The organism is Micromonospora sp. NPDC050187 (assembly GCF_044459745.1).
Classification (GTDB): Bacteria; Actinomycetota; Actinomycetes; order Mycobacteriales; family Micromonosporaceae; genus Micromonospora.
In genome coordinates this window covers 1-24669 of the sequence record NZ_JBITJH010000013.1, presented here as the reverse complement: position 1 = coordinate 24669, position 24669 = coordinate 1, and the positions used below count along the sequence as shown (strand labels likewise).

General features: G+C 74.7%; 6 protein-coding genes and 1 pseudogene. 1 reads left to right on the top strand and 6 read right to left on the bottom strand.

The features are described 5' to 3' along the window. Positions 1-594: 594 nt before the first annotated feature. Positions 595-3408 carry an AAA family ATPase gene (locus ACIBJE_RS20170; RefSeq protein WP_396750451.1) on the top strand — a complete coding sequence of 938 codons (2814 nt, stop codon included), beginning with the start codon at positions 595-597 and terminating at the stop codon, positions 3406-3408. Between the two features lie 144 nt (positions 3409-3552). Here the strand turns inward: ACIBJE_RS20170 and ACIBJE_RS20165 are convergent, their stop codons facing one another. The 6 genes and pseudogenes from ACIBJE_RS20165 to ACIBJE_RS20140 form a co-directional block, all read right to left on the bottom strand. Next, the gene (locus tag ACIBJE_RS20165; RefSeq protein WP_396750449.1) at positions 3553-4953 is read right to left on the bottom strand and encodes a glycosyltransferase; all 1401 of its coding nucleotides are present in this window, start codon (positions 4951-4953) and stop codon (positions 3553-3555) included. 9 nt (positions 4954-4962) lie between these two features. After that, complete coding sequence (locus tag ACIBJE_RS20160) at positions 4963-5808, bottom strand: ABC transporter permease (RefSeq protein WP_396750447.1); 846 nt, start codon at positions 5806-5808, stop codon at positions 4963-4965. After that, positions 5805-6860 (bottom strand): ABC transporter ATP-binding protein, encoded by a 1056-nt coding sequence (locus ACIBJE_RS20155; RefSeq protein WP_396750445.1) that lies wholly within the window; start codon positions 6858-6860, stop codon positions 5805-5807. Before ACIBJE_RS20155 ends, ACIBJE_RS20160 begins: the two co-directional genes overlap by 4 nt. A gap of 93 nt (positions 6861-6953) precedes the next feature. Continuing rightward, a pseudogene (locus tag ACIBJE_RS20150) lies at positions 6954-12443 on the bottom strand (type I polyketide synthase); the annotation flags it as partial. Between the two features lie 25 nt (positions 12444-12468). Beyond that, positions 12469-21882, bottom strand: a complete 9414-nt coding sequence (locus ACIBJE_RS20145; protein ID WP_396750443.1) for a type I polyketide synthase — start codon at positions 21880-21882, stop codon at positions 12469-12471. Between the two features lie 66 nt (positions 21883-21948). After that, the coding region (locus ACIBJE_RS20140; protein WP_396750441.1) for an SDR family NAD(P)-dependent oxidoreductase at positions 21949-24669 on the bottom strand (2721 nt) is incomplete at its 5' end.

Below are 24669 nucleotides of genomic sequence, written 5' to 3'. Positions count from 1 at the left end.
CCGGGCCACCGGACGTCGCGGGGGGGGGGGGGGGGGGGGGGCCGGCCCCCCCCCCCCCCCCCCCCCCCCCCCCCCCCCCCCCCCCCCCCCCCGGGGCGCCGCGGGCCCTCGGCCGTTCGCGCGAGGCGCACGCCACAAAGGGGTGGTGACACCATGAGTAGTACGGCTACCATTTGATGTCCGTGCCGCCGCGTTTACCGTCCGTGACGTTCGCGCCGGCCGTCCATAGCGCCGTGTCGCCTGGCCAACCCGGCGTCACCGGATGTTCATCCGGATCGGGGTGATACCCCTGACGGCCACCTGCGCAACCCCTAACAGCCCATTCGGACCACAGGTTTACCTGCGCAACGGTGGGGTCCCGCGACCGTTGTCGCTCATCAGTGCCGATGCCAGACTCCCTGCAACCGGATCACCGTCCGCCCTCGGCGGCGGGTTCCGGAGGCAGAACCATCCGGCGGCGCGGCCCGGTGCACTCCCCCTACCCGGAATCACGGGTACGGAGGAAGGGCCCCTCGTCGGAATCGGCAGGGGCGGTGCCGGTCGACGTGACCCGCGCGGCACCGCGTATGAGAGAGGCTGACACGAACGGTGCTGGTGCAGCGAGATGAACAGATCACCCGGCTGCGGGACGCCTTCCGGATGTGCGAGAAGCAGCAGCGGGGACATGTCTCGCTCGTGACGGGCGCGGTGGGCAGCGGCAAGACGAGCGTGCTGGAGGCGTTCGGCGAATGGGCGGCCGACGCCGGAGGGCGGGTGCTCAGCGCCGCGGGCTCCCGGGCGGAACGCGGACTGCATCTGGGCGTGCTGGGGCAACTGTTCCACAGTGCACGGCTCGGCCACGAGGCGGCGACCCAGGTCGAGAACCTGATGCGGGAGGCCCCGTCCGTCGTTCCCCTGCTCGAGGCGAGTCTGGAGACGACGGACGAGTCGTCGGCGGCCAACCGGGCGTGGGCTCCGGTGCTGCACGGCCTGTTCAACGCGCTGCTCGACCTCGCCGGGTCCGGACCACTGGTGCTGACCATCGACGACGTCCACCACGCCGACCCGGCGACCCTGCACTGCCTGCTGTACGTCACCCGCAGGCTTCGGCACGCCCCGATCGTCGTGGTGCTCACCGAGGCCAGGATGCTGCGCCCCCCGCACCCGCACTTCCGGGCCGAGCTGTTCAGCCAGCCGCACTTCACCCGGATCAACCTGCCGCCGCTGACCGTCGAGGCGATCGCCCAGCTGGTCGACCCGGGCGCCGAGGCCGCCGCGCGGGAGACCGCCGAACGCTGCCTCAGCGTCACCGGCGGCAACCCGCTGCTCACCCGGGCGCTCATCGACGAGCGGCTCCGCGAGGAGTCCGACGAGGACCCTGCCCCGGACACCGCCTTCGACCAGGCGGTGCTCGGTTGCCTCTACCGGCACGAGCCGGGGGTACGCCGGGTCGCGCAGGCACTGGCGGTACTCAGCCGGCCGGCCTCGACCGAGCTGCTGGGCCACCTGCTCGACATGGTGCCCGAGTCGGTCGCCCCGACCGTCCGGGTGCTGCGCACCTCCGGCCTGATGAACTGCGACCAGCTGCGTCACCCGCGCATCCGGCGGTCGATCCTGGCGGACATGTCCCCCGAGGAGCGCCGGGCGATGCACCAGCGCACCGCCGAGGTGCTGCACGAGCACGGCGTGGACCCGCGCACGGTGGCCGAGCACCTGGTCGCCGCAGGTTGGGCGGACGCCGCCTGGACGGTGCCGGTGCTCCAGGACGCCGCCGCGCACGCCCTGGCCTCGGGACGGCCGGACGAGGCCGCTGCCTGCCTGCGGCTGGTCAGCCGGGCCGACGTGGACGACCAGCAGCGCACCGCCACCACGGCCATGCTGGTCAACGCCCGGTGGCAGGTCAACCCGCTGACCGTCAACGGACACCTCACCCAGTTGGTGCGGACGGCCCGCAGCGCCGGCTGGCCCGCCGACACGGCCCTGTCCACCGTGCCGTACCTGCTCTGGCAGGGCCGGTCGGAGGAGGCCGGCGAGGCGATCGCCGGCTGCGTCACGGACGACGACCAGGCCCACTCGGCCGACGCCGGCCGACTACGGGCCATGCGTCTGCTGCTCTCCCTCTCCCACCCCGACCACCTGCCGGCGGTCCGGGAGGCGGTCGCGGCCGGGGGCCGGATGCCGGTCCTGCCCGCCGTCGGTTACCTGCAACTGCACGCCCTGACCGTGCTCGGCTCGGCGTTGACGCCCGCCGCCGAGCAGGACGCGGTCGCCACCGCCGAGCAGCTGCTGCACCGGCACCACACCGACGACGGCGTCCTCCCGGTGCTGACCGCTCCGCTGCTGGCGCTGCTCTGGTCGGGCCGCTCGGACCGGGTGGCGGTCTGGAGCGCGGCGCTGCTGGAGCGTCCGGTGGTGCGACACACCCCGGTGTGGCGGGCGGTGATCCGCGCGCTGCGCGCCGAGGCGGCCCTGCGCCTGGGCGACCTGTCCGGCGCCGAGCACCACGCCCGGGCGGCGCTGGAGGACCTGCCGGTCGCGGCGTGGGGGGTGGCCGTGGCCGGCCCCCTGGCCACCCTGATCGCCTGCGCGACGGAGTCCGGCCGGCACAACGAGGCCGACCAGTGGCTGGCCCAGCCGGTGCCACCCGGCGCGTTCCGGACCCCGCTGGGCGTGCACTACCTGGCGGCGCGGGGCCGGCACCACCTGGCGCTGGGCCGCGCCCACGCGGCAACGGCCGACCTGCGCCGCTGCGGGGAGTTGATGCGCACCTGGGGCATCGACGTCGCCGGCCTGGTCCCCTGGCGGCTGGAGCTGGCCCGGGTGCAGCTCAGCGTGAACAACAAGGCGCACGCCGCCCAACTGCTCCAGGAGCAGCTGCGCGTGCCGCACGGCGTGGACGACCGGACCCGGGGCCGTACGCTCCGGCTGCTCGCCACCACCGCCGCCCCGGACCACCGGCGCAAGCTGCTCTCCGAGGCGGTCAACCTGCTGCAGAACTGCGGCGACCGACTGGAGCTGGTCCGGGCGCTGGGCGACACCGGTCAGACGCTGCAACGGGCCGGTGACTGGGCGCAGGCCCGGCTGCTGGTCCGCCGGGCGTACCACCTCGCGCAGGACTGCGGGGCACCGGTGCTGGCCCAACGACTGGTCCGGCGCGAGCCGGGCGGGTTGCCGGCGTATCCGCCGGCCGAGACACCGGAGCCGGAGGACGGGCTCAGCGAGGCCGAACGGCGGGTGGCCGCGCTCGCCGCCCAGGGGCACACCAACCGGCAGATCTCCAGCAAGCTGTTCATCACGGTGAGCACCGTCGAGCAGCACCTCACCCGGGTCTACCGGAAGCTGGACGTCAAGCGCCGCACCGACCTGCCGGCCCGGCTCGTCGCGTACGCGGAGCCGCTGGTCGAGGAGGTGCAGGGCGCGATGTCCTGACACCGCGCCGGGGCGCGTGCCGGGGAGAGACCCGGCCCGCGCCCCGGCCCCGTGGTACGACGGTCCCGTCCCGGCGGTCGGTCACGGTCGACGGGAGCCGGAGCCGCCCTCGTCGGGGGCTCGGCGCGCGATCCTCGCCGAGCGTCAGCCCGCGACCGGGGCGGGAGCCCGGTCGGCCGCCGTGGCCCGCAGCCGCAGCACCAGGTCGGCGGCGGCGGTGACGCCGCCCGCCTGCCGCAGCCGCCCACGCCACAGCTCGGCGCGGTCCCGGAAGACAGGGTCGGTCAACAGCCGGTGCAGCTTGGCGACCACGTCCTCGACGTCCAGCGGGTCCTCCTGCTCGGCGGCGAGCCCGATCCCGGCGTCGACGACCCGGACCGCGCCGTCGTGGCAGTCGAGCCAGAACGGCATCACCAGTTGCGGCACCCCGAACCAGGCCGCCTCGTGGATCGCGTTGGCGGCGGCGTGGTTGAAGAACACCCGCACGTTCGGGTGGGCCAGCACCTCGACCTGCGAGGGCAGCCACGACTCGACGCGCAGGTTGGCGGGCAGCTCCCCGGCCGGCGGGAGGAGGTGCTGCCGCCCGGCCGGCAGCTTCCAGAGCACGTGGTGCTCGGGCGCGAGCCGGGCGGCCACCTCGACCAGCGCGGCCACCTGGGCGGCCGACGGCCGCATGATGGTGCCGAAACCGATGTAGACCACCGACGGGTGGGCGTCCAGCCAGCCACGCAGCTCCGCGCCCTCCGGGCTCGGCGTGACGTCCGACGGCACCATCGAGCCGACCAGGCGCAGGTTCGCCGGGGCGGTGTCGAACGGGTACTCCAGGCCGAACACCGTGTAGGCCAGCAGGGCCTGGGCCGCGTCCGCGTACCGGGTGGGGCTCAGCTCGGCGTTGCTGATCCCGGCGGCCCGCCGGCGGTCGGCGGCGGCGGTGCTGCGGGCCAGCCGCTCCGGCTCGGTCAGGCCGCTCAGCAGCGCCGCCCGGTGGCGGTCGTTGGCGGCCCGTTGGCTCGGGTTCATGTGCAGCGGCAGGCCGGACAGCGGCGTCGGGTACGCCGACGGCAGGCTGTCCTGCAGGAAGTTCGACGGCGGCACCGAGACGCTGACGACGAACGGGACACCCCGGGTGGTCATCGCGTCCATCCCGTAGGTGGCGAACGAGTCCACCACGGCCAGCGCCGGTTCCACCTCGTCGACCAGCTCCAGGCACCGCTCGTAGAGCTGGTGCAGGTAGTCGTGGTCGGTCGAGGCGTCGACGTAGCTGACGAAGTTCTCCACCCGCGACCCGGTGGACATCCGCTGGTGCGTCTCGTCGTCCCAGTGCTCGGGGCGCATCTCGAGCCGGGCCGGGCCCAGCGACAGGAACCGCACGTCACCGTCGCCGGGCAGCGCCTCGATGTCGGCCCGACGCTCGTCGGTGCAGGCGAACCGGACCCGCCCGACGCCCCGGCGCTTCAGCTCACCGGCGAGGGTGAGCAGCGGGTTGAACAGCCCGGCACTGCCCGAGCTGACGATCAGCAGCGGACGTTCGTCGAACGTCGTCACCGTCGCCCCCTAGTCCATCGCCCGGCGCATGAAGCCACGGATGCCGACGAGGGTGAAGAACACGAGCACGCCGGTCAGGATCAGCAGGTCCAGCCAGAGCGGCACCGACTCGACCCCGGGCGGGCCCACCAGCGACCGGGTGGCCTCGCTGACGTAGGTCAGCGGGTTGAGCGAGCAGATCACCTGGAACCACCGCATCGAGTCCAGGCCGCGCAGCGGGAACTGGGTGGCGCCGGTGAACATCAACGGCGTCATGATCACGGTGAACATGATCTGGATCAGGTGCGGCGGGACCAGGGTGCCGAAGGTCAGCCCCATCGCCGCGCCGACCAGCGCGCCGAGCACCAGCACGCCGAGCACCGGCAGCACCGTCGACAGCGGCCAGCTCACGCCGAGCATCAGCATGCCGATCGGGATGAGCAGCACGCCGGCGATCAGACCCCGGATCGCGCCGAAGACGATCTTCTCGATGGCCACGAGCGGGATCGCCATCGGGGCCAGCAACCGGTCCTCGATCTCCCGGGTGAAGGAGAAGTCCATCACCATGGGCAGGGCGGTGTTCTCCAGGCCGATCAGGAACGCGTTGAGAGCGATCACGCCGGGCAGCAGCACGTGGGCGAAGTTGTCGTTGGCGTAGCCCAGGTCGCCGAGGACCTTGCCGAAGATCAGCAGCATGAACAGCGGCTGGATGAGAACCTGGGCGACGAAGCCGACCAGTTCGCCCCGGCTGGTGACGAAGAGGTCGCGCCAGAGCACCGCCCGGAAGCTGGCGAACTGGTCCGACCAGCGCACCGGCGGGGGTGCCGCCCCGGCCGGCGTCGGCGCGGACGGTGTGGCGGGGGCGGTGACGCTCACCGAAGTTCCCTTCCGGTCAGGTGGATGAACACGTCCTCCAGGCTGGGCTGACCGATGCTGAGGTCACTCACCGCGCAGTTCAGGTCGGTGAGGATCTTCAAAGCCATCGGTACGGCGTTGGCCGGGGCCCCGGAGGTGTAGAGGCGGAACGACAGCGAGGCGTCCGGGTCGGTGGTGGCCGCCGGAGCCGGCATCGGCATCGGCGGCATGCCCGGCATCATCGGCATGGGGGCGGTCGGCGCGGCGGGGCCACCGCCGGGACGCAGCCGCTCCACCCGTTCCACGTCCGGGATGTTGTCCAGGGCGGCCTGCACCTCCTCGGCGGGCGCTCCGGCGGCGACCACCAGGGTCAGCGTGCTGCTGCCCGGCAGGGTCCGGGTCAGCGCGGCCGGCGTGCCGAGGGTGAGCAGCTTGCCGTGGTCGACGATGCCGACCCGGTCGCACAGCTTCTCCGCCTCGTCCATGTCGTGGGTGGTCACCACGACGGTCACGCCGGCCCGCTTCAGTTCGGCGATCCGGTCGTGCACGAACAGCCGCGACTGCGGGTCGAGGCCGCCGGAGGGCTCGTCGAGGAAGAGCACCCGGGGTTCGTGCATGAGCGCGCGGGCGATCATGGTGCGCTGCGCCAGGCCACCGGAGAGGAAGTCGGTCCGGGACTTGGCGTGCTCGGCGAGCCCCATCTGCTCCAGCAACTCGTCCGCGCGACGGAGCCGCTGCGCCCGGGGCATCCGGTGGTACGCCGAGTGGAAGAGCAGGTTCTCCCGGACGGTCAGCGACCGGTCCAGGTTCACCCGCTGCGGGACGACCGCCAGCAGCTTCCGCGCCACGGCCGGTGCGCGCAGCACGTCCGCCCCGCACACCACGGCCCGGCCGGAGGAGGCCCGGACCCGGGTCGTCAGTACTCCGATCGTCGTGGTCTTGCCGGCGCCGTTGGGCCCGAGCAAACCGAAGACCTCGCCCGTGGCGACGGAGAAGCTCAGCCCGTCCACCGCTGGCGGCATGTCGGGCCGGTACTTCTTGACCAGCTCCTCCACCACTACTGCGTCGTCCACGTCGTCATGCTCCCGTCCTGGGTCCCGGTGGGACAGTTGTTCGTCGCTCCGATAGGGGGTGCTAGGGGCATGCCAGGGGCGACCCCGTCGCCCTCACAGATCTCGTCCGGCCAGCCACTCGTGCACGGTCGCGCCGAGGTCCGGACCCCGCTCGCCGACCATGGTGAAGTGGTCGCCCGCCGCGTCCGCCGCCTCGTGCGGGTACGGCCACCGGGAGCGCCACCCGTCCGGCTCGCCGGACCACTCCCCCAGCGGCTCGCTGGCCCGGACCAGCAGCGTGGCCGACTCCATCGGCGCGGGTCGCCAGTCGAAGAAGAGGGGGATGTAGCCCGCCCACGCGGTGGCCCGGTGGTCGTCCATCGGGGTGTACGCGCTGTCCCGCTCGACCATCCCGTCGAGCAGCTGGTTCGTCCAGCCACCGAGGACCTCGCTGTCGGCCGGGTAGGTGTCCATCAGCACCACCGCCGCCGGTGGCCGGCCCTGGCGCTCCAACTCCCGGGCGAGCACGTTGGCCACCATCGCGCCGCCGGAGTGCCCGGCCAGCACGAACCGGCCGTCGCCGACGGTGCGCAGCACGGTGTCGGCGTGCACCCGCAGCAGCGCGTCAAGGTCGGCGGGAAGCTCCTCCCCGACCCCGAAGCCCGGGTTGGGCAGTGCCCACACGTCCCGCCGACCCCGCAGCCCGGTGGCGAACCGGGCGTACTCGTGCGCGCCGGAGAGCAGCGACATCGTGCAGCAGCAGATCACGGGGGTCCCCGGACCCTCGGCGAGCCGCAGCATCCCGGCCGGCCGGGTGAGCTGACCCGGCTCGGTGAAGCTGGGCCGGAACTGGGCGAGCTTCACCAGCAGTTCGGCGTACCCGGCGGCGTCCTCGCGCGCCTTCGGCTGGCGGAACAGCCCGCCGAGAATCCCGCCCGCGCCCTCCGGGGTGGCTTCCCCGGCCGACGTGTCCCCGGCCGGGTCGCCGAGGATCCGGCCGAGCAGGTGACGGGCGAGGTCGGCCGGGGTGGGGTGGTCGAAGAGCAGGGTGGCGGAGAGGTCCGCCCCGGTGTCCTGACGCAGGGCGTCCCGTAGCTCCAGCGCGGTCAGCGAGTCGAAGCCCAGCTCGAGGAAGTCCCGGTCGGCCTCGATCGCGCCGGGCGAGGCGTGCCCGAGCACCGTGGCGACGTGCCCCCGGACCATGTCCAGCAGGACGCGGTGCCGGTCGGCGGCCGGGGCGCCGGCCAGCCGGTCCCGCAGGGCACGGGCCGGGTCGCTCACCGTCCCGCCGGCCCGGCCGCCCGCCCCGTCGACCTCCGCCGCCTCGGGCACACCGCGCAACAGCGGCGCGGGGCGGACGGCGGTGAAGGCCGGCACGAACGCGGGCCAGTCGACGTCGGCCACGGCGACGACGTCGTCGCGTCCGTCGACCGCCCGCAGCAGGGCGTCGGCGGCCAGGTCCGGGTCGAGCGGCAGGATGCCCCGCCGCCGCAGCTGGCCCGGCTCGGCGACCTCGTCGGCCCAGGGCGCCCAGGCCACCACGGTGGCCGGTCGGCCGGCGGCCCGACGACCGGCGGCCAGGGCCTCCAGTGCGGCGCCGGTGGCGGCGGCGACGGCCGCGCCGCCACTGCCCCAGGTGGCGGCGGTGGAGGTGAAGACGACGAACTCGTCGACGGGCCGGTCGGCGCAGGCGGCGTCGAGGTCGGCCACGGCGGCCACTCCCTCGCCGACCGCGGTGGCGAGGGCGGCCGGTTCGACGGCGGCCACCGGGGCACCGGGCCCGGTGGAGTCGACGAGGTGCAGCACGGTGCGCACCGGTGTCCCCGCCGCGTCGCACCGGTCCAGCGCCGCCGGCAGCCCGGCGGGATCGGCCACGGTGGTGACCTCGACGCCGTCGGCGGCCAGTTCGGCGGTCAGCTCGGCCGACGCCGGAACCCCGGCGAGCAGCAGGTGGGTCGCGCCCCACCCGGCCAGCCAGCGCAGCACGTGCGGACGGCGCACCACCGCGCCTCCGTGCACCAGCACCGTGCCCCGGGGCCGCCACGCCGCACCCGTGGCGGCCGGCCCGGCCGGGACGTGTTCCAGCCGCCGGGCGTACGGCGCGCCGGAGCGGACGGCGACCTGGTCCTCGTCCCCATCGCGTGCCACCACCCGGGCCAGCGCGTCGAGGTCCGCCCGGTCCGGGGCGGCGGGCAGGTCCAGCAGGCCACCCCAGAGGCGGGGCTGCTCCAGCGCCAGCACCCGGCCCAGCCCCCAGACGGACGCCCCGGCGGGGCGGGGCGCGGGATCGTCGGCGGCCACGGCGACCGCGCCACGGGTGACGCACCAGAGCAGGGCGGTGGTCTCGGCGCCGGCGAGGGCGCGGACCAGGCCGACGGTGTCGGCCAGCACGGCGGTGCCCGGTCGGTCGTCGAACGCGTCGAGCAGGGACAGCACCCGTACCGGGGCGTCGGTGTCCGCGTCGAGCGCCGCCCGTACCGCGTCGGCCGGGTCGTCGCCGGGGCGGACCGGCACGGTCACCGGGGACAGTCCCCCGCCGCGCAGCGCCGCCAGCACCGGTTCGATCGGCGCAGCGGCCGGCGCGACCACCAGGCAGGGCCCGGCCGGGGCCGGCCCGGCCGGCGGCTCGACGCGTACCCAGCCGGTGCGGTACCGCAGGCCGTCCACGCGGGACCCGCGACGACGCCGGTCCCGGTATGCGGCCAGGGCCGGCAGCACCGACCGGAGCGCCTCCCCCCGGTCGGTGTCGACCCCGAGCACGGCCGCCAGCGCCGAGGGGTCCCCGCTCTCGGCGGCCGCCCAGAACTCCCGGTCCTCCCCCGTGTCCGCCGGCCGGGGGCCGAGGTCGAGGGTGATCGGGTCGGGCCAGTACCGCTCGTGCTGGAAGGCGTACGTGGGCAGGTCGACCCGGGCGGCGTCGGTGCCGGCGAAGAGTTCGGCCCACCGCACCCCGCCGCCGCGCAGGTCCACCGCCGCGACGGCGGCGAGGAGTCCGGCCACCTCGGCGGAGTCCCGGCGGGCCAGCGGCACGAACGCCGCCGCCTCCAGGTCGGGCAGGCACTCGCGGGCCATCGGGGTGAGTGCCGCGTCCGGCCCGATCTCCAGGAACGTCCCGGCCCCCGCACCGGCCAGGGTGGTGACGCCCCGGTGGAAACGGACGGTGTCCCGGACGTGCTCGACCCAGTAGCCGGGGTCGGTGGCCTGGGCGGCGGTGAGCGGCTCACCGGTGCGGTCGGACACCAGCGACACGGTCGGCGGGTGCCAGGTGACCTTCTCGGCGACCACCCGGAAGTCGTCCAGCATGGCGTCCATCCGGGCGGAGTGGAACGCGTGGCTGACCCGCAGCCGGCGGACCTGCCGGCCCTGGGCGGCGAGGTGTTCCCCGGCGGCGAGCACCGCGTCCTCGTCACCGGAGAGGACCACCGACGCGGGACCGTTCACCGCGGCCAGGGCCACCCGGTCGTCGAGCAGCGGGGCCACCTCGGCCTCGGTGGCCCGGACGGCGAGCATCGCCCCACCGGCGGGCAGCGCCTGCATCAACCGGGCCCGCGCGGCGACCAGGGTCGCCGCGTCGGGCAGGGACAGCACCCCGGCCACGTGCGCCGCCGCGAGTTCGCCGACCGAGTGCCCGAGCAGGTGCGCCGGCCGTACCCCCCAGGAGGTGACCAGGCGGTACGCGGCCACCTCGTAGGCGAACAGCGCCGGCTGGGTGAACTCGGTGCGGTCCAGCAGCGCGGCCTGCGGGGAGTCCGGGGCGGCGAACACCACCTCCCGCAGCGGCTGGCTGAGGTGCCGGTCGAGTTCGGCGGCGACCTCGTCGAAGGCGGCGGCGAACACGGGGAAGCGGCGGTGCAGGTCGGCGCCCATGCCCACGCGTTGGGCGCCCTGACCGGTGAAGAGGACGGCGAGTCTCCCGGCCGGACGGGCCACCCCGCGCAGCACGTTGGGGGCCGGACGGTCCTCGGCGACCGCCCGCAGGCCCTCGACGAGCGCGTCGGGGTCGTCCCCGGTCACCACGGCCCGGTGCGGCATCGCCGCCCGGGTGGTGACCAGCGAGTACGCCACGTCGCCCGGCCGCAGCCCGGGGTCGGCGGCCAGGTGCTCCAGCAGCCGGCGGGCCTGCCCGGCCAGTGCCGGGGCGGAACGGGCGGTGACCAGCCACGGGGCGGGCGGGGCGGCCCGGCCGGTCGGGGCGGCCCCGGCGGTGTCCGGCGGGGCGGCCTGCTCGACGATGACGTGCGCGTTGGTGCCGCTGACCCCGAAGGCGGAGACACCGGCCCGGCGCGGACCGTCGCCGTCCGGCCACGGCATCCGTTCGGTCGCCAGGCGGACCGCGCCGGCCGACCAGTCGACGTGCGGGGTGGGCCGGTCGACGTGCAACGTGGCGGGGAGCACGCCGTGGCGCATCGCGAGCACCATCTTGATCACCCCGGCGACGCCCGCCGCGGCCTGGGTGTGCCCGATGTTCGACTTCACCGACCCGAGCCACAGCGGACGGTCCGCCGGCCGCCCCTGCCCGTAGGTGGCCAGCAGCGCCTGTGCCTCGATCGGGTCGCCGAGGGTGGTGCCGGTGCCGTGCGCCTCGACCACGTCGACCTGGTCGGCGGTCAGCCCCGCGTTGGTCAGGGCTCGGGCGATGACCCGCCGCTGGGAGGGGCCGTTCGGGGCGGTCAGCCCGCTGCTCGCGCCGTCCTGGTTGACCGCGCTGCCCCGCACCACGGCGAGGATCGGGTGCCCGTTGCGGCGGGCGTCGGAGAGCCGCTCGACGAGGAGCATGCCGACCCCCTCGGACCAGCCGGTGCCGTCGGCGGCGGCGGCGAACGACTTGCACCGGCCGTCGGTGGAGAGGCCCCGCTGGCGGGAGAACTCGACGAACACCGTCGGGGTGGCCATCACCGACACCCCACCGGCGAGGGCGAGGGTGCACTCCCCCAGCCGCAGCGCCTGAGCGGCCAGGTGGAGCGCGACCAGGGACGACGAGCACGCGGTGTCCACGGTGACCGCCGGCCCCTCCAACCCCAGGGCGTAGGCGATCCGACCGCTGGCGACGGCGGCGGCGCTGCCGGTGCCGAGGTAGCCCTCGACGCCGCCGCCGACCCCGGTGAGCAGAGCCGCGTAGTCGCCCTGGCTGCTGGTGGCCGCGTACACGCCGGTGGACGTGCCGCGCAACGTGGTGGGGTCGATCCCGGCCCGCTCGAACGCCTCCCAGGCGGTCTCCAGCAGCAGCCGCTGCTGCGGGTCCATGGCGAGGGCCTCACGCGGCGAGATGCCGAAGAAGGCGGGGTCGAAGTCCCCGGCGTCGTGCAGGAACCCCCCGTCGCGCACATAGGAGGTGCCCCGGCTGTCCGGGTCGGTGTCGTAGAGCGCGTCGAGGTCCCAGCCCCGGTCGGCGGGGAACGGCGCCATCGCGTCCGTACCGGCGGTGACCAGATCCCACAACTGTTCCGGGGACCGGACCCCGCCGGGGAACCGACAGCTCATGCCGATGATCGCCAGCGGCTCGTTGAGGGCGGCGGTGAGCTGCTGGTTCTGCTGCTTGAGCTTCTGGTTGTCGAGCAGGGACGCGCGCAGCGCGCTGACCACCTCGTCCAGTGAGACGCTCATCGGTGCCTCCTCCAAGCCGGCCGGGTCACGAGTCGGAGCCTTCGAGGGCCAGCCGGACCAGATCGGCGACGTCGAGTTCACGGATCTCGGTCTCCGGGGTGGCCGGCGCGACCGGCGCGGCGACCGCCGGCTCCGGGGCGGCGGTGTCGCGGCCGAGCCGCAGCAACGCGTCGAGCAGACCGGCCTGGCGCAGCTGGTCCAGCGGGATCGCCGCGAGGACCCGCCGGACCGACTCCTCGTCGCCGCCGTCGACCGGCTCGCCCTCGTCGCCGAAGAGCTCGTCGTACAGGTGGCCGGCGAGGTCGGCCGGGGTCGGGTAGTCGAAGACGACCGTGGTGGACAGCTCGTGCCCGGTCTCCGCGCCGAGCAGGTTGCGCAGTTCCACCGCGGTGAGCGAGTCGAACCCGAGGTCCAGGAACCCCCGCTCGGTGTCGACGGCGTCCGCCGTGGAGTGGCCGAGCACCTTCGCCGCGGTCACCCGGACCATCTCCAGCAGGGTGCCGCGCCGCTCGGCGGCGGGCAGCGGACGCAGCTCGGCGAGCAGGTCCCGGCCGACGGTGGCGGGTGCCCCGACCGGCTCGGCGGCACCGGCGGTCAGCTCCCGTACGGCCGGCAGGTCGGCCAGGAGCGGGCTGGGCCGCAGCGCGGTGAACAGCGGGTGGAAGGTGGCCCAGTCGACGTCGGCGACGGTGACGCAGGTGTCCCCGGCGTCCAGGGCGTGCCGCAGCCCGGCCATCGCCACGCCGGGCGGCATGACCCGCAGGCCGCGGCGGCGCAGTTGCTCGGGCGCGGTGTCGTCGAACATGCCGGACTCGGTCCACGGTCCCCAGGCCACCGACGTGGCGGGCAGTCCCCGGGCCCGACGCCGGAGGGCGAACGCGTCCAGGTAGGCGTTGCCGGCCGCGTACGCGCCCTGCCCACCGCTGCCCCACACCGCCGCGATCGACGAGAAGAGCACGAACGCGTCCAACTCGACGCCGTCGAGCAGTTCGTCGAGCAGCTCCGCGCCGACCAGCTTCGGGCCGATGACGTACGCCAGGTCCTCCAGGGTGGTCTCGGCCAGCGGCACCACCTCGCTGACCCCGGCGGCGTGCACCACCGCCCGCAGCGGCGGGCCCTCCCGACGCAGCTCGCCGAGCAGGTCGGTCATCGCGGCCCGGTCGGCGGCGTCGGCGCGGACCACCCGGCAGTCGGTGCCGAGCGCCTCCAGTTCGGCCAGCAGCTCGGCGGCGCCGGGCGTGTCGGTGCCGCGCCGGCTGGTCAGCACGACCCGTTCGGCCCCGGCGGTGGCCACCCAGCGGGCCACGTGCCCACCGAGCGCACCGGTGCCGCCGGTGACCAGCACGGTGCCCCGGGGCCGCCACGGCTCGGGTTCCCCGACGGTGACGGCAGGGGCGAGACGGCGCACGAACACCCCGGCGTCCCGGACGGCGAGCTGGTCCTCGGCACCCCCGCCGGTGAGAAGGCCGGCGAGCCGGGTCGCCGTCGGGCCGTCGACCGTGGCGGGCAGGTCGACCAGGCCGGCCCAGCGGGCGGACTGCTCCAGCGCCGCCACCCGGCCCAGCCCCCACAGGGCGGCCTGTCGGGGGCTGGCCGGCGCGTCGCCGTCGGCGACCCCGACCGCGCCCCGGGTGGCGCACCAGAGCCGGGCCGCCACGTCGAGGTCGGTCATCGCGTGCAGCAGCTGCACGGTGGCGGCGAGCCCGCGCGGCAGCGCCGGGTGCTCGGCGTGCGCGGCGTCGTCCAGGCCGAGGAAGGACAGGATCGACAGGGGTTGGTCGGTGCGGCCGAGCGCGTCGGACAGGAAACCGGCCAGCTCGTCCGGCTCGGCGGTGGTGTCCACCGGCACGGTCGTCACGTCCGCGCCGAGTGCCCGGACGCAGGCGTCCAGGCCGGGGTCGGCGGCCAGGGCGGCGGGCAGCAGCACCAGCCAGCGTTCCGCCGCCGCCGGCGGGGTGGTCGGTGCGGCCAGCGGCTGCCAGACCTCCCGGTACCGGGCGCCGTCCACCAGGGAGCGTTCCCGGCCGCGTCGCCGCCAGGCGGACAGGGCCGGCAGCACCGTGCCGAACGGCTGGTCCCGCTCGACCTCCAGTTCACGCAGCAGCGAGTCGAGGTCCTCGGCCTCCACCGCCGCCCAGAACCGGCTGTCGGTCTCGGTCCGGTCGTCGAGCGCGGCGGTGAGCCAGGCGGGCGGTTCGGGCCAGAAGCGCTGCCGGTCGAAGACGTACGTGGGCAGGTCGGCGCGCTGCGGTGCGGTGTCGGCGTACAGCGTCGGCCACTGCGGCGACCAGCCGTGCACGTGCAGCGTGGCGACCGCCCGCAGCAGGGCGACCGGCTCCGGCCGGTCCCGGCGCAGGGTGGGCAGCACCAGCGCGGGCCGCTCGCCGGTCGATCCGCCGTCGGCGAGGACGGCCTGGACGAGGGGGATCAGCACCCCGTCCGGGCCGACCTCCACGAACCCGGTGCAGCCCGCTCGGCGCAGGGCGGCGACCGCGTCGGCGAAGCGCACCGCGCCCCGGGCGTGCCGCACCCAGTACCCCGGCGTGCCCAGCTCCGTCGCGTCCACCGGCGCGCCGGTCACCGTGGAGACCAGCGGGATGGTCGGGGCGTGGTGCGGCAGCCGCGCGGCGACGGCGGCGAGGTCGTCGAGGATCGGATCCATCAGCGGGCTGTGGAAGGCGTGACTGACCACCAGCCGGCGGGTCCGTACGCCCCGCGCGGCCCATTCGGCGGCCACCTCGTCGACAGCGTCGGCCGCCCCGGAGAGCACCACCGCGCGGGGACCGTTCACCGCGGCCACGCAGACCCGGTCGGCGCGGTCACCGAGGCTGGCGAGCACGTCGGCCTCGGGAGCGGCGACGGCGAGCATCGCCCCGCCGGCGGGCAGCGCCTGCATGAGCCGGCCCCGGGCGGCGACCAGTTCGGCGGCGTCGGCCAGGGTGAGCACCCCGGCGGCGTGGGCCGCGGCGAACTCGCCGATGGAGTGGCCGGCGACCGCGTCGGGACGCAGCCCCCAGTCGGTGAGCAGCCGGAACAGCGCCACCTCGACGGCGAAGACCGCCGGCTGGGTGAACTCGGTCCGGTCCAGCAGGTCGGCCTCGGCCGTGCCGGCCTCGGCGAACATCACCTCCCGCAACGGTCGGGGCAGGTGCGGGTCGAGGAGCGCGCAGACCTCGTCCAGGGCGGCGGCGAAGACCGGGTACGCCCCGGCCAGCTCGCGGCCCATCCCGGGCCGCTGCGCCCCCTGCCCGGAGAAGAGGTACGCCACCTTCGGCGTCCCGGTGGCCGCCCCGGTGACCAGCAGCGGGGAGTCGTCACCGCGTGCCAGCGCCCGCAGCCCGGTCCGCAGCTCCCTCCGGTCGCTGGCGAGGACGACCGCCCGGTGGTCCAGGGCGGCCCGGGACACCGCGGACGACCAGCCCACGTCGACCAGCGGCGGTGCCTCCGGCCCGGTGAGCCGGTCGGCCCACGGGCCGGCCTGCGCGGCGAGCGACGCGGCGGTCCGCGCGGACAGCAGCACCGGCACCACCGGCAGCTCGGCCGGGGACTCGACCGGCACGGCCGGTTCCGGGGCGTGTTCGAGGATGGTGTGGGCGTTGGTGCCGCTGATCCCGAAGGAGGAGACGGCGGCGCGGCGCGGCCGGCCGGTCAGCGGCCAGGGGCGGCCCTCGGTGAGCAGTTCGACCGCGCCGACGCTCCAGTCCACCTGGTCGGTGGGCTCGTCGACGTGCAGGGTCGGCGGCAGGTAGCCGTTGCGCATGGACAGGACCATCTTGATGATCCCGGCGACACCTGCGGCGGCCTGGGTGTGCCCGATGTTCGACTTGACCGAGCCGAGCCAGAGCGGACGGTCGTCCGGCCGGTCCTGCCCGTACGTGGCGAGCAGCGCCTGCGCCTCGATCGGGTCACCGAGCCGCGTGCCCGTGCCGTGCGCCTCGACGGCGTCCACGTCGGCGGGGTCGAGCCGGGCGTTGGCCAGCGCCTGCCGGATGACCCGCTGCTGGGCGGGACCGTTCGGGGCGGTGAGCCCGTTGGACGCGCCGTCCTGGTTGACCGCGCTGCCCCGGATCACCGCGAGGACCGGGTGACCAAGGCGCCGGGCGTCGCTGAGCCGCTCCACCAGGAGCATGCCGGCACCCTCACCCCAGCTCGTCCCGTCGGCGGCGGCGGCGAACGCCTTGACGCGACCGTCCGGGGCCAGTCCCCGCTGCCGGCTGAAGCCGACGAACACGCCGGGGGTGGCCATCACGGTGACCCCGCCGACCAGCGCGAGCGAGCATTCGGCGGAGCGGAGCGCCTGGCAGGCCCAGTGCAGCGCCACCAGCGACGAGGAGCAGGCGGTGTCCACCGAGACGGCCGGTCCCTCCAGCCCGAGGGTGTAGGACACCCGACCGGAGAGCACGCTTCCGGCGTTGCCGGTCATCAGGTGGCCCTCGGCGCCCTCGGCGCCGATCATCAGGTTGCGGTAGTCCTGGTAGTTGGTGCCGACGAAGACGCCGGTCAGGCTGCCCCGCAGCGCCTGCGGGTCGATGCCGGCCCGCTCGATCGCCTCCCAGGAGGTCTCCAGCAGCAGCCGCTGCTGCGGGTCCATGGCGAGGGCCTCACGGGGGCTGATGCCGAAGAAGCCGGCGTCGAACTGGGCGGCCCCGGGGACGAAAGCGCCCTCGCGGGCGTAGCTGGTGCCCTCGTTGGCGGGGTCGGCGTCGAAGAGCCGGTCCAGGTCCCAGCCCCGGTCGGTGGGGAACTCCCCGACCGCGTCGCCCCCGGCGGCGAGCAGCTGCCACAGCCGCTCGGGAGTGTCCGCCCCACCGGGGAACCGGCAGCTCATCGCGACGATGGCGATGGGCTCGTCGGACACGGCCGCCGTGACGGGCGCGCTCGTGTCGAGGGCGTTGCCGGTGAGCAGCTCGTCGAGATGCGCGGCGAGCACCGTCGGGTTGGGGTAGTCGAAGGCGAGGGTGGCCGGCAGCCGCAGTCCGGTCGCGGTGGCGAGGAGGTTGCGCATGTCCACCGCGGTCAGCGAGTCCAGGCCGAGGTCCCGGAACGGGCGGGTGGCGGGCACGTCCTCGGCCGCCCCGTAGCCGAGGGCGGTTGCCGCGCACTGCCGGACCAGGTCCCGCAGCTCCGCGTTCCGTTCGGTCGGGCTGAGCCCGGCGAGCCGCTGGGCGAGCGCCGACGACGGCGCGTCCTCCGCCACCTCGGCCGGCTGGTCCGCCGGCCGGGCGAGCTGCCGCACCTCCGGCAGGTCACCGATCAGCGGGCTGGGCCGGACCAGGGCGAACGCCGGAGCGAACCGGGTCCAGTCGATGTCGGCGATCACCGTGGTGGTCTCGCCGCGCCGCAGGGCCCGGGCCAGTGCCTCCACGGCGAGGTCGGGTTCCATGCCGACCATGCCGCCGCGCTGGAGCCGCTGCCGGGCGCGCTCGTTCTCGGCGGGCAGGCCGGCCCCGCTCCAGGCGCCCCAGGCGACGGAGAGCGCGGGGCGTCCCTCGGCCCGGCGCTGCTCGGCGAGGGCGTCGAGGTGGGCGTTCGCCGCCCCGTAGGCGCCCTGTCCAGCGTTACCGGTGGTGCCGGCGACGGAGGAGAACAGGACGAAGGCGTCGAGATCGAGGGCCCGGGTCAGTTCGTCGAGGTGCTCGGCGGCGATGCACTTGGGTGCGGCGACGGCGTGCAGCCGGGCCGGGGTGACGGTGTCGACGATGCCGTCGTCGAGGACGGCGGCGGTGTGCAGCACCGCGCTGAGCGGGGCGTCCTCGGGCGTGCTGGCCAGCAGGGCGGCGAGCTGCGCCCGGTCGGTGACGTCGCAGGGCGCCACGGTGACGCGGACGCCGAGGTCGGTCAGCTCCGCCGCGAGGTCGGCGGCGCCCGGCGCGTCCGGACCGCGTCGGCTCGCCAGCAGGACGTGCGCCGCGCCGGAGCGGGCCGCCCAGCGGGCCATGTGCCCGCCGAGTCCGCCGGTTCCGCCAGTGATCAGCACCGTGCCGCGCATCCGCCAGCCGCCGTCGACGGCGTCGGTGGTGGCCGGATCGGGCTCGGTGATCCGGGTGAGGCGGCGGACGAGGACGCCGGTATCCCGGACGGCGACCTGGTCCTCGCCTCCGCTGTCGCCGAGGACCGCGCAGAGCCGTGCACCGGTACCCGGGGCGAGGTCGGCCGGCAGGTCGACCAGTCCGCCCCAGCGGCCGGGGTGTTCCAACGCGACCGCCCGGCCGAACCCCCAGACCGCGGCGGCCGCGGGGGTCGGCGGCACGTCCCCGGCACCGGCGGCGACGGCCCGTCGGGTGGCGCACCACAGCGGGGCCTCCACGCCCAGCGCGCCGAGCGCCTGCACCAGCTGGGCGGTCCCGGTGACACCGAGCGGGGTCGCCGGGTGCTCCGGGTGGGCCCGCTCGTCGAGGCCGAGCAGGGAGAGCACGGCGGCGGGGCCGTCGCTGGGGAGGGCCGCGCGCAGCCGGTCGGTGAACGCCGGCTGCTCGTCGGTCACGTCCAGCGGCACGGGTACGACGTCCGCGCCGACGTTGCCGAGCGCGCCCAGCACACCGGCGACCAACGGGTCCTCGGCCAGCGCGGCGGGGATCGGGACGAGCCAGGTGCCCGAGAGCCGGCTCAGCGGCAGGTCGGGCAGCGCCTCCCAGGTGACCCGGTAGCGCCACCGGTCGAGGTCCGGCTCATCGCCGTCCTGGTTGACGAAGATCGGCGGTGCCGGCCAGTAGCGCTGGTGGTCGAAGGCGTAGGTGGGCAGGTCGACGGTCGCCGTCTCCGCCAGCACCTTCCCCAGATCCACCGGCAGGCCGATCGTGTAGGCGGTGGCGAGACTGGTCATCAGCCGGGTCGGATCGTCCTCACCCCGCCGCAACGTCCCCAAAGTGTGCCCAGAGACACCGACGTCATCGAGAATGCCGGTCACCGGCATCGTCAACACCGGATGCGGCGAGATCTCCACGAACGTCGTGTGACCCGCCTCGACCGCCACCCGCACGGCCGGATCGAACAACACCGTCCGCCGCAGGTTCTCGTACCAGTAGTCGGCACCCATCGACTCCGGCACCACCCACTCCCCAGTCAAGGTGGACACCAGCCGGACGTGACCCGACCGGGGCGTGATGCCCGCCAGATCGGTCCGGAGCTGCTCGGCGACCTCCTGCACCGCCGAAGAATGCGACGCGTAGTCCACCGGAATCACCCGCGCCCGCACACCATCGCCCTGACACGCGGCCACCAGATCCGCCACCGGCTCCGGCGGACCCGACACCACCACCGTCGACGGACCGTTCACCGCCGCCACCCCGACACCCGGGAACACCGGAAGACGTTCGGCGACCGCGTCGGCCGACAAATCCACCGACGCCATCGCACCCGTACCCCGAAGAACAGCAAGCGCCCGTGACCGCAACGCCACCGTCTTCGCCGCATCCTCCAGCGACAGGATCCCGGCGACGCAGGCCGCACCGATCTCACCCTGCGAATGACCCACCACCGCCGCCGGAGTAACACCGACGTGCTCCCACACCGCCGCCAGGGCAACACCCACCGCCCACAGGACCGGCTGCACAACCTCCACCCGGTCCAACCACGACTCGTCGTCACCGGTCAACACCGACACGAGGTCCACATCCAGGTACGGCGCGAGAGCCCGCTGGCACTCGGCCAGCCGGCCGTCGAACACCGGCACCCGACCCACCAGACCGGCCGCCATCCGCGCCGACTGCGCACCCTGACCCGGAAACACGAACACCGGACCGGAGTTCGAAGCGGTACCCCTGACCACGTTGCCCGCCGGCAGACCCGACGCCACCGCGTCCAGACCCGCGAGGAGATCCGCCTCGCCCGCGCCGACGACCACGGCACGCTGGTCGAGGCTGGCGCGGGTGGTCGCCAGGGACCAGGCCAGCGCGGAGACGTCCACGTGCTCCTGCGCGCGTACGTGCGCGGCGAGGCGGGCGGCCTGACCAGCGAGGGCGTTCTTCGTCCGCGCCGACACGGGCCAGACGGTCACCTCCGAGCCGACCAGGCCCGGAGCCCGCTCGCGGGTCTCGGCCGTCTCGTCGACGGATTCGTCGGCCTGCTCGATGATCACGTGCGCGTTCGTGCCGGAGATGCCGAACGACGACACCGCCGCCCGACGCGGCCGATCCACCACCGGCCACGCACGCGCCTCGGTCACCAACTCCACCGCACCCGCCGACCAATCGATATGCGGCGACGGCTCATCCACATGCAAACTGGCCGGCACCACACCGTGCCGCATCGCCTGCACCACCTTGATCACACCCGCCACACCGGCGGCGGCCTGGGTGTGCCCGAGGTTCGACTTCACCGAGCCCAACAGGACCGGGTTGGCGTCCCCCCGGTCCTGCCCGTACGTGGCCAGCAGGGCCTGCGCCTCGATCGGGTCGCCCAGGCGGGTGCCCGTGCCGTGCGCCTCCACCAGATCCACGTCGGCGGTGGAGAGCCGGGCCGAGGTGAGAGCCTGGCTGATCACCCGCTGCTGCGCGGGCCCGTTGGGGGCGGTCAGTCCGTTCGACGCGCCGTCCTGGTTCACCGCACTGCCCCGGACGACCGCCAGGACCCGGTGGCCGTTGCGCCGGGCGTCCGAGAGCCGCTCCACCAGCAGCCAGCCGACTCCCTCCGAGAAGCCGGCCCCGTCGGCGGCGGCGGAGAACGACTTGCACCGGCCGTCGGGTGACAGGGCACGCTGCCGGCTGGAGCCGACCAGGAGACCGGGGGTCGCCATCACGGTGACCCCGCCGGCCAGGGCCAGCTCGCACTCCCCCGCGCGGAGCGCCTGCACCGCGAGGTGCAGCGCCACCAGGGAGGAGGAGCAGGCGGTGTCGATCGACACCGCCGGCCCCTCCAGCCCCAGCGTGTACGACACCCGCCCGGACGCGACGGCTGCCGCCCCGCCGGTCATCGAGTGGCCCTCGTCCCCGTCGGGCGACATCATCAGCAGGGTGCCGTAGTCCTGCCCGTTGGTGCCGACGAAGACACCGGTCCGGCTGCCGCGCAGCGAGGCCGGGTCGATGCCGGCGGACTCGACCGCCTCCCAGGCCGTCTCCAGCAGGAGCCGCTGCTGCGGGTCCATGGTGAGGGCCTCGCGGGGCGAAATGCCGAAGAAGCGGGCGTCGAAGTCCCCCGCCCCGTCGATGAACCCGCCTTCCCGGGCGTAGGAGGTGCCCGGGTTGTCGGGGTCGGGGTGATAGAGCCGCTTCAGGTCCCAGCCCCGGTCGTCGGGAAAGAGCGTGACCGCGTCCCGGCCGTCCCGAAGCAGTTCCCACAGCTCGTCCGGGTTGCGCACCCCGCCCGGCAGCCGACAGCTCATCGCCACGATCGCCACCGGCTCCAGTTCCTGGGACTGGACCTCGCTGAGCCGTCGACGGGTGTCGTGGAGATCAGCCATGACCCGCTTGAGGTAGTCGCGGAGCTTGTCTTCATTGCCCATGTCGGAGCCGCTTCCTCGCAGGGGACGGAGAGAGCCGGAGTGGGTGGCGGGAGAGCCGGAGTGCGGTCAGGAGATACCGAGGTCCTTGTCGACCATCGCGAACAGTTCGTCGTCGGTGGCGTCGTCGAGGTGCCGGCCGATGTCGCCGCCGCTGCCCTGGCCGAGCCGCGAGAGCATCGCCTGGAGACGGACGGTGGCCCGGATCCGCGCCGCCTCGTCACCCGCCACCACGTCGAGGCTGTCGGCGATTCGGTCGAGGTCGTCGAGGAGCACGGTGGGGGTCACCACGTCCTCCTGGGCCACCTCGGCGAAGAGGTACTCGGCGAGGGTCATCGGGGTCGGGTAGTCGAAGACCAGCGTGACCGGGAGGGCCACCCCGGTCGCCGTGCCGAGCCGGTTACGCAGCTCGACCGCGGTGACGGAGTCGAACCCCAGTTCCCGGAACGCCCGGTGCTCGTCCACCGACTCCGCCGAGGCGTAGTTGAGGACGGCGGCGACCTGACCCCGGACCAGCCCGAGCAGCACGGCCATCCGATCGGCGGCGGGCAGCCCGGCGAGCCGGTCCCGCAACGAGTCGGGGCCGTCGGGAACCTCGGTGCCGGCGGCGACGTGTTCGGTGGCCTGGAGCCGACGGACGTCCGGCAGGTCGCTGATCAGCGGGCCGGGACGGGTCGCGGTGAAGGCGACGGCGAACCGGTCCCAGGCGATGTCGGCGATGGTGAGGGCCGGCTCACCGTGGTCCACTGCCTGGTGCAGGGCGGTGATCGCGGCCTCCGGGGGCATTTCCGGAACGCCGTGCCGGTGCAGCAGTTCCCCGAAGGGGCCGTCGGCCATGCCACCGCCGGCCCAGGCACCCCAGGCGATGGAGGTGGCGGGCATGCCGAGGGCGCGCCGGTGCTGGGCGAGCGCGTCGAGGAAGGCGTTGCTCGGCGCGTAGTTGCCGACGCCCGAGCTGGCCACGGTGCCGGCGAAGGACGAGAACATGATGAACGCGGAGAGGTCCAGGCCGAGGGTCAGCTCGTGCAGGTGGTACGCGACGTCGACCTTGGCCTGGAGCACCCGTTCGATCTGGTCGATCCGGATGTCGTTGATCAGGGCGTCGTCCAGCACCGCGCAGGCGTGCACGACGGTGGTGAGGGGCTGTTCGTCGGGGATGCCGTCGATCAGCTCGGCCAGGGCCTCCCGGTCGGACGCGTCGCAGGCGACCACGGTGGCGCGGGCGCCGAGCGCGGTGATGTCGTCGACCAGTTGCTGTGCACCCGGGGCGGCCATGCCGCGCCGGCTGGCGATGATGATGTTCTCCACTCCGCTGCGGGCCAGCCAGCGGGCGGCGTGTCCGCCGAGGGCACCGGTGCCACCGGTGACCAGGGCCGTCCCGGAGGGTTCCCACGGGTTGGCGGGCTGGCTGTCGCCGAGCGGGACACGGGTGAGGCGGCGACCGAGGAGTCCGGTCGGTCGGACGGCCATCTGGTCCTCGTCGCCGGCGGTGGTGAGGGCCGCGACGAGCAGGTCGGCGGAACGCTCCTCGACCGCCTCGGGGAGGTCGACGAGGCCGCCCCAGCGTTCCGGGTGCTCCAGTGCGGCGACCCGGCCGAAGCCCCAGACCAGCGCCTGCATCGGCGACCGGAGCTGGTCGGCGCGGCCGACCGAGACGGCACCGGAGGTGACGCTCCACATCGGGGCGGACAGGCCGATGTCCCCGAGGGCCTGGAAGAGCGCGACGGTCGCGGCGTATCCGCCCGGCACGGAGAGGTGCAGCGGGTGGACCAGCTCGTCGAAGGCGAGCAGCGACACCACACCGGTCACCTCGGTGTCTCCAACCTCGGAGCCGGTGCCGGTGGCGAGGGCCTCCCGCAGGAGCTTGCCGAGCAGGTCGCGGTCGACGTCGGCGGTGCTGACGGGGACCGGTACGACGCTCGCGCCGGCCGCGGCGAACGCCTCGACGCAGGCGTCCTGCCAGGGCTCGACGATGTCCCCGGTCGGCATCACCACGACCCAGGTACCGTTCATTCCCCGATTGGCGACGCCGGTCAGCGGCCTCCAGGTGTCCTGGTAACGCCAGCTGTCGATGTCGGACTGCCGACGTCGCTGCCGACGCCACGAGGTGAGCAGCGGCAGGGCGGGCCCCAGCACGTCGATGACGTGCTCGGCGGGGGTGTCGGCGCTGGTGACCACGTTGGCGAGCGCGGCCAGGTCGCCGTGCTCCACGGCCGCCCAGAAGCCGGCGTCGCCGGGGTCACCGGCACCCTGGATCAGGCTCTCCAGGTCGGGTCCGCCGCTACCGTCGAGCCAGTAGCGCTGGTGGTCGAAGGCGTAGGTGGGCAGGTCGACGGTCGCCGTCTCCGCCAGCACCTTCCCCAGATCCACGGGCAGGCCGATCGTGTAGGCGGTGGCGAGACTGGTCAGCAGCCGGGTCGGATCGTCCTCACCCCGCCGCAACGTCCCCAGAGTGTGCCCGGAGACACCGACGTCATCGAGAATGCCGGTCACCGGCATGGTGAGCACCGGATGCGGCGAGATCTCCACAAACGTCGTGTGACCCGCCTCGACCGCCACTCGCACGGCCGGATCGAACAACACCGTCCGCCGCAGGTTCTCGTACCAGTAGTCGGCGCCCATGCTCTCCGGCACCACCCACTCCCCCGTCAAGGTGGACACCAGCCGGACCGTGCCGGGCTGCGGAGTGACGTCGGCCAGATCGGTCCGGAGCTGCTCGGCGACCTCCTGCACCGCCGAAGAATGCGACGCGTAGTCCACCGGAATCACCCGCGCCCGCACACCATCGCC